Source organism: Bordetella petrii (assembly GCF_020991325.1).
Classification (GTDB): domain Bacteria; phylum Pseudomonadota; class Gammaproteobacteria; order Burkholderiales; family Burkholderiaceae_B; genus Bordetella_A; species Bordetella_A petrii_E.
Genome location: NZ_JAJMLX010000255.1, coordinates 1 through 6,449 on the forward strand (window position 1 = coordinate 1; position 6,449 = coordinate 6,449).

Sequence of the window (6,449 nt, forward strand, 5' to 3'; positions counted from 1 at the left end):
GCTGTCCAGCTGCAGCAGGGCGTAGCCGTCGGCGGGCAGCTTGCCCACGGCTTCCAGTGCGATGAAGCCGCCGCCGCAGGGGGCAAATCATTGCAAAATACAACGTATCCCGGCCCCGGCCATCCACCGCCGCGCGCTTTGGTTACGCGCGCGTTACGGCAGGCGGCCTGCCGCCCGGTGTAGTATCAAGACGCCATGCCCGCGCATGGCTTGTGTCAGTCATCGGGAGTCGCTAGTGGCGGTACGCTTTTTTTCTTATGTGTTCGTGGCCGGCGCGGCCAGCCTGGCGGCGCCCGCGCTGGCGGGCGTGTGCGATGCGCGTTTCATGCACGATGGCGGCGCGGTGCAGTTGACCGGATCCGGCAATCTCAGCCTGGGGGCCGACCTGGCGTTCGCCGAAGTGGCCAAGACCAATTCCAAGAACTGCCGCGCGCGGGTGCAGGGCACTGCCAGTTTCAGCTACGCGGGCCTGCCGGCCGGCAAGTCCAAGCTGGACTACCTGATGACCATCAAAGACGGCCAGGCAAGCTTCGTCCGCTACGCCAAGGCCGGTGAAAAGCCCGAAGACACCGGACAGTTCGACCTGCGCATGCTGGGCCTGTTCGCCTACGATGGCAAAGTGGCGCCGGGCCAAACCATGCCGGGGGCAACCTACCGGCTGAACATCGGCAAAGACGCCCCGGTGGGCGGGCAGCCCACCACCGTGGTGCGCATCGGCCAGAAAACCGTGGGCGACCAGCAGCCGCTGGATACCGCGCTGGGCCGCCAGGCGTGCTGGCCGATCCGCTATACCCGCAATACCGACCCCACGCTGGCCACTTTCCAGGGCATCACGCTGCCTATCCCGGGCATGAATACCACCGTCACCGATTGGTACTGCCCGGCGGTCAATCTGGTCATGCGGCAGGACATCGACCAGAACGGCGTGAAGTCCGCTGTCGAGATTACCCAGATCAAGTAGCAGTCAGTAGCAAGCCATGCAGCGATGCCAGTTACAGGCTGGTATGATGGATTCGTCATCGACATCAACAGGAGCCGTTTATGCCTACCCGACGTTCTGAAGAAGTTGCCAAAGAAAAACTCATCGACAGCGTCAAAAGCAGCCTGAACGATGCAGAAAACCTGTTGCGCGAGGCCGCGTCCAGTTCCGGCGACAAGGCCACCGAACTGCGCGACCGCGCCATGGCGTCGCTGAAGCGCACCCGCGAAGCCCTGTACGACGCGCAAGACGCGGTGCTGGAACGCGGCCGCAAGGCGGCCCGCGCCACCGACGACTACGTGCACGACAATCCCTGGCAAGCCATCAGCATCGCGGGCGTCACCGGCCTGCTGCTGGGCCTGCTGATCTCGCGCCGATAAAGTGCCGGGCCGGCCACCGCCGGCCCGCTCTTTCCCTTATGGGCCTGCGCAGATCCGTATTCGGCGTTGCCGGCAGCCTGGTCGGGCTGCTGCGCACGCGCCTGGAATTGTTCGCCTTGGAAGCCGCCGAAGAAAAGGCGCGGCTGATCAAGTTGCTGGGCATGGCGTTTGCCGCCTTGCTGTTCCTGACTTTGGCGGTGCTGGTGTTCACCGTCACGATCGCGGTGGCGTTCTGGCCCACCGAAGATCGCTACTGGGCCCTGGGCCTGCTGGCGGTGCTGTATGCCGCGCTGGGCGCGGGCCTGTTGTTCACGGTGCGCCGCGAACTGGTATCCGGGGCCATGCCGTTCGCGGCCACGGTGGAAGAACTGGGCCGCGATGCCGACCTGCTCGACAGCGTGCGCATGGCACGCGACGAACAGGACGACGCGGCCGAAGCCCGCCGCGACAGGGGCTGACCGATGGCCAAACGTTCTCCTTCCATCGACCGGGCCGTGCGCATTGAACTGCTGCGCGCCCGTGCCGCCATCGAACGCGAATCGCTGGCCCACAGCATCGCTTCCACCGGCCGTTCGCTGGCGCCCGGCAATCTGCTCAAGCGCTGGCTGCCCGGGCTGGGCGGCGGCGGCAATCTGTCGAACCTGCTGTGGCAGGGGGTGTCGCTGGCGCGCCGCTATCCCTTCATCAGCTCGACGGTGTCGGCCTTGATCATGGGGCGCGGCAAGCGCTCGCGCCTGTTCCGGGTGGCGGGGGGCGTCCTGCTGGGTTGGCAGGCGTTCAAGGCCTGGCGCGGCATGCGCGAATCCGGGCCGGAGCAGGGCGCCGCGCAGGGGCGGGCGCCCGACAGCGGCGGCCAGGCCAGCCGCACCCCCACGCCGCCGCTGCCCTGATCACAGGCCCAGTTCGCCCCACATTGCGTCCACGCGCTGCTTGACGGCGGGGTCCATCGCAATGGGGCGGCCCCATTCGCGATCGGTTTCGCCAGGCCACTTGTTGGTGGCATCCATGCCCATCTTGCCGCCCAGGCCGGACACCGGCGAGGCGAAGTCCAGGTAGTCGATGGGGGTGCGTTCCACCAGCACGGTATCGCGCACCGGGTCCATGCGCGTGGTAATGGCCCACACCACTTCGGTCCAGTTGCGCGGGTCGATGTCTTCGTCCACCACCACGATGAACTTGGTGTACATGAACTGCCGCAGCACGCTCCACAGGCCGAACATCACGCGCTTGGCGTGGCCGGCGTACTGCTTGCGGATGGACACCACCGCCAGCCGGTAGCTGCAGCCCTCGGGGGGCAGGTAGAAGTCCACGATTTCCGGCAGTTGGCGGCGCAGCAGCGGCACGAACACTTCGTTCAGCGCCACGCCCAGCACGGCGGGCTCATCGGGCGGCTTGCCCGTGTACGTGGAGTGGTACACCGGGTTGCGGCGCATGGTGATGCGGTCGACGGTAAATACCGGGAACCAGTCTTGCTCGTTGTAATAGCCGGTATGGTCGCCGTAGGGGCCTTCCAGCGCCATTTCATAGCCTGTGTCCGGCGGCGGCGGGGCGCCTTCGGGCACCGCGGGCGCCACCGCGCGCGGGTCTGTGGACGGCAGCAGATGGCCTTCCAGCACGATTTCGGCCCAGGCCGGCACCGACAGTTCGCTGCCCAGGGCCTGCGATACTTCCGTGCGCGACCCGCGCAGCAGGCCGGCGAACTGGTATTCCGACAAGCTGTCGGGCACTGGCGTGACAGCGCCCAGGATGGTGGCCGGGTCGGCTCCCAGCGCCACCGCCACCGGAAAGGGGGTGCCCGGATAAGCGCGCGCGTGCTCGCGGAAATCCAGCGCGCCGCCGCGATGCGACAGCCAGCGCATGATCAGCTTGTTGGGCGCGATGGGCTGCTGGCGGTAGATGCCCAGGTTCTGGCGGCGCGCGTTGGGCCCGCGCGTGATGACCAGGCCCCAGGTCAGTAGCGGCGCCACGTCGCCGGGCCAGCAGGTCTGGAGGGGCAGGCGCGACAGGTCTACATCGGCGCCTTCCCATACCACTTCCTGGCAGGCCGGACTGCGCACGCGCTTGGGCGCCATGTCCCATAGCGCCGATTTCAGCATGGCTACCTTGCCCAGCGCGTCGCGCAGGCCCCGCGGGGCCTCGGGCTCGCGCAGCGACGCCAGCAGTTCGCCGGTGTCGCGCAGCGCGCCGACGTCTTCGGCGCCCATGCCCCAGGCCACGCGCCGGGGCGTGCCAAACAGATTGGCCAGCACCGGCATTTGCGCGGGCGCGCCGTTATGCGTGGCATTTTCGAATAACAGGGTCGGACCCTCTGACCGTAAAACGCGATCGGCGATTTCAGTCATTTCAAGATGTGTCGATACAGGCACAGCAATGCGCTTGAGGTCGCCACGTAGCTCTAACTGCTGCAAAAAGTCTCTAAGGTCGCGGTATTTCACTGCTTATTCCGGTCAATTCGTTACATTTTTGGGGTTGAACAGAGGTTAACATCCAGACCTCTCTTTAACGCAGGAGGTCTCCATGCCCGATGCGTCAGTGGCAGGCCTGTTCCGTCAGACCGCCCAAGGAGTGCACCACCATCTCGCCGAATGGCTGCGAATCTGCTGTACCTATCTGGGTATTGCGGTAATCGTCACGGTAAGTATGGGCTTCGCCTTGCCTGGTTTGCGCGACCAGGCCCTGCAGGTGCACAAAGCCTTGTTGACCGCCCTAGCGCCTACATCCATGTCGTCCAGCTCAGCAGAGCTTGGGTACGATCCTGTCTATGACACGCCCTCCGTGGTTGCCATGGCCATCCCTGCCGCCCCCAGCAATGCTACCGGCTTCCTGGGCCCGCTGCGCAGCGATCTGCCGCCGGAACCCAAGAAGGCGCGCAGCACTGTGTCCGGCCCCCAGGTCGAGGCACTGCGCAACTATATCTCGCGCAAGTACCGCGTGGCGTACGACGCGACGTCGGTGCTCGTCAATACCGTGTACAAGGTGGCGCGCGAAAAAGAGCTGGACCCGCTGCTGCTGCTGGCGGTGATCGCCATTGAATCGCGCTACAACCCGTTCGCCGAAAGCTCGATGGGCGCGCAGGGCCTGATGCAGGTCATGACGCGCGTGCACCAGGACAAGTTCGACAAACTGGGCAACGGGATGAATAACCCGCTGGATCCCATCGCGAATATCCGCGTCGGCACCACGATCCTGCGCGATTGCATCGACCGGCGCGGTTCGGTCGATGGCGGCCTGGCCTGCTACGTGGGCGCCACCGGCCCCAGCGATGGCGGCTACGGGGCCAAGGTGCAGGCCGAGCGCCGGCGCCTGGCGCTGGCCGCCGGTATCGCATTGGCGCGGGAGTAAGCCGCCGGCGCTTCCGGGTGTCTGGCTCCCGCCAGGGTGCCGGACACCGTCTAACTGAGGCCGTCGTGGCACGCAACGGTGTCCGGCACTTCGGAGCCGGACACCCGGCAGTACTCCGCAAAGTGCTCTCTTTACCCCAGCACCTTCCCCATGCGCTGGACCGCCTCTTCCAGGCGGTCCAGCCCGGTGGCGTATGACACCCGCAGGGTATGGCCTCCGTGGGCCGGGCCGAAGTCCAGCCCGGGCACGGCGGCCACGCCGGCTTCGTGCAGCAGGCGGTGCGACAGGGTGGCGCTGTCGGTGCCCAGAGCGGCGATGTCGGCATAGATGTAGAACGCGCCGTCGGGCTTGACGGGCACATGCAGCCCCAGCCGCTCGAATTCCGGCAGCAGGTAGTCGCGCCGCTGCTTGAAGGCATCGCGGCGGTGTTCGTAGATTTTCAGGGTATCGGGGGCGAAGCAGGCCAGCGCGGCATGCTGCGCCAGCGTCGGGGCGCAGATGGCCAGGCTGGCCGCCATTTTTTCGATGGGCGCCACCAGCCGCTCGGGCACGATCATCCACCCCAGGCGCCAGCCCGTCATGTGGAAGTACTTCGAGAAACTGTTGATGACGATGATGTCGTCGTCCAGCGTCAGCGCCGAGCGCGGCTGGCCTTCATAGCTGAGCCCCAGGTAGATTTCGTCGACGATGGTGAACCCCTGGCGCTCGCGCACGGCATGCAGCAGCGCCGCCAGTTCATCGCGGGCGATGGACGTGCCGGTGGGGTTGCTGGGCGAGGCCACCAGCACGCCGCGCGTGGCGGGCGTCCAGTGCTCGCGCACGTCCTGGGCCGACAATTGAAAACGCTTGTCGGCGTGGCTGGGGATCAGGCGCGGACGGCCGCCCGCGGCCAGGATGAAATTGCTGTTGGCGGGGTAGGACGGGTCGGGCATCAGCACTTCGGCGCCCGGATCGACAATGGCGGCGCAGGCCAGCGACAGCGCGCCCGAGGCCCCCGCGGTGACAATGATGCGGGAAGGGTCGACGGCGGCGCCGAACTCGGTTGCGTAGAATCGTGCAATGGCCTCGCGCAGGGCGGCGAGCCCCGCCGGCGCGCTGTAGCCGCTAAGCCCGGCCCGGGACGCGCGTTCCAGCGCTTCCACGACCTGGGGCGGCGCGGTAAAGTCCGGTTCGCCGATGCCCAGGCTGATGATGTCGCGGCCCGCGGCTTGCAGTGCCTGCGCCTCTTTGAATAATTCAACGACGTGGAATGTCAGGAAATCCTGGGCGCGTGAGGCGAGGCGCAGCATGGTGATTCTCGAAACGAAAAAGGAATTGTAGATGCAGCCATCGCGGCGCGCATTCTTGTTGGGCAGGCGTCCGCCCAGCACCCCCTGGGACGCATTTCGCCGGCGCCTGGAGCGTACGGCGCAGGGCAGGGTGGATGAGCTGGAGCCGGGCCCGAACGGGCGGGCCTGGCTGCAGCCAACCCGCCGCGAAGATGTGCGGCATGCGCGCGCCCTGTGCCAGGAGTACGGAGTGGCGCTGCTGCTGCACGGGGTGGACGGCGTCCATGTACCCGCCATGCGCCCCGTGCTGTATGTCGACCCCTCGCTCCTGATCGGGCTGGTGCCGGGCGAACAGCCCGGACAGTGGCATGCCCAGGCAGGCTGCCGGCTGGGCGAGCTGGCCGATGCCGGCCTGCCGCAGTTTGCCGGCGCGCCGGAACATGCCACCCTGGCGGCCTGGCTGGCCGGGTCGCAGGGCTG

At 66.9% G+C, this 6,449-nt stretch carries 7 protein-coding genes and 1 pseudogene; 6 read left to right on the forward strand and 2 right to left on the reverse strand.

What is annotated here, in order from left to right; translation table 11 throughout:
- Nucleotides 1–235: 235 nt before the first annotated feature.
- From LPZ50_RS19930 to LPZ50_RS19945, 4 genes are all read left to right on the forward strand, one after another.
- Nucleotides 236–961: a hypothetical protein gene (locus LPZ50_RS19930; RefSeq protein WP_230664186.1), complete on the forward strand. Its 726-nt coding sequence runs from the start codon at nucleotides 236–238 to the stop codon at nucleotides 959–961.
- 80 nt (nucleotides 962–1,041) lie between these two features.
- The gene (locus tag LPZ50_RS19935; RefSeq protein WP_230664188.1) at nucleotides 1,042–1,359 is read left to right on the forward strand and encodes a DUF883 family protein; all 318 of its coding nucleotides are present in this window, start codon (nucleotides 1,042–1,044) and stop codon (nucleotides 1,357–1,359) included.
- A gap of 38 nt (nucleotides 1,360–1,397) precedes the next feature.
- Entirely contained in the window at nucleotides 1,398–1,817 is a 420-nt protein-coding gene (locus tag LPZ50_RS19940) for a phage holin family protein (RefSeq protein WP_230664191.1), read from the forward strand.
- Between the two features lie 3 nt (nucleotides 1,818–1,820).
- The gene (locus tag LPZ50_RS19945) at nucleotides 1,821–2,249 is read left to right on the forward strand and encodes a hypothetical protein (RefSeq protein ID WP_230664194.1); all 429 of its coding nucleotides are present in this window, start codon (nucleotides 1,821–1,823) and stop codon (nucleotides 2,247–2,249) included.
- Here LPZ50_RS19945 and LPZ50_RS19950 read toward each other — a convergent pair whose 3' ends face one another.
- Nucleotides 2,250–3,794, reverse strand: a complete 1,545-nt coding sequence (locus LPZ50_RS19950; RefSeq protein ID WP_230664197.1) for a UbiD family decarboxylase — start codon at nucleotides 3,792–3,794, stop codon at nucleotides 2,250–2,252.
- Nucleotides 3,795–3,876: 82 nt separating this feature from the next.
- Here LPZ50_RS19950 and LPZ50_RS19955 point away from each other — a divergent pair, with 82 nt between their 5' ends.
- Nucleotides 3,877–4,701: a lytic transglycosylase domain-containing protein gene (locus LPZ50_RS19955; RefSeq protein WP_230664200.1), complete on the forward strand. Its 825-nt coding sequence runs from the start codon at nucleotides 3,877–3,879 to the stop codon at nucleotides 4,699–4,701.
- Between the two features lie 131 nt (nucleotides 4,702–4,832).
- On the opposite strand, the gene LPZ50_RS19960 is transcribed toward LPZ50_RS19955, so the two are convergent.
- Nucleotides 4,833–5,990: a pyridoxal phosphate-dependent aminotransferase gene (locus LPZ50_RS19960; protein ID WP_230664203.1), complete on the reverse strand. Its 1,158-nt coding sequence runs from the start codon at nucleotides 5,988–5,990 to the stop codon at nucleotides 4,833–4,835.
- 31 nt (nucleotides 5,991–6,021) lie between these two features.
- Between LPZ50_RS19960 and LPZ50_RS19965 the strand changes: the two are divergent.
- Nucleotides 6,022–6,449: pseudogene (locus LPZ50_RS19965) on the forward strand (thiamine phosphate synthase); the annotation flags it as partial.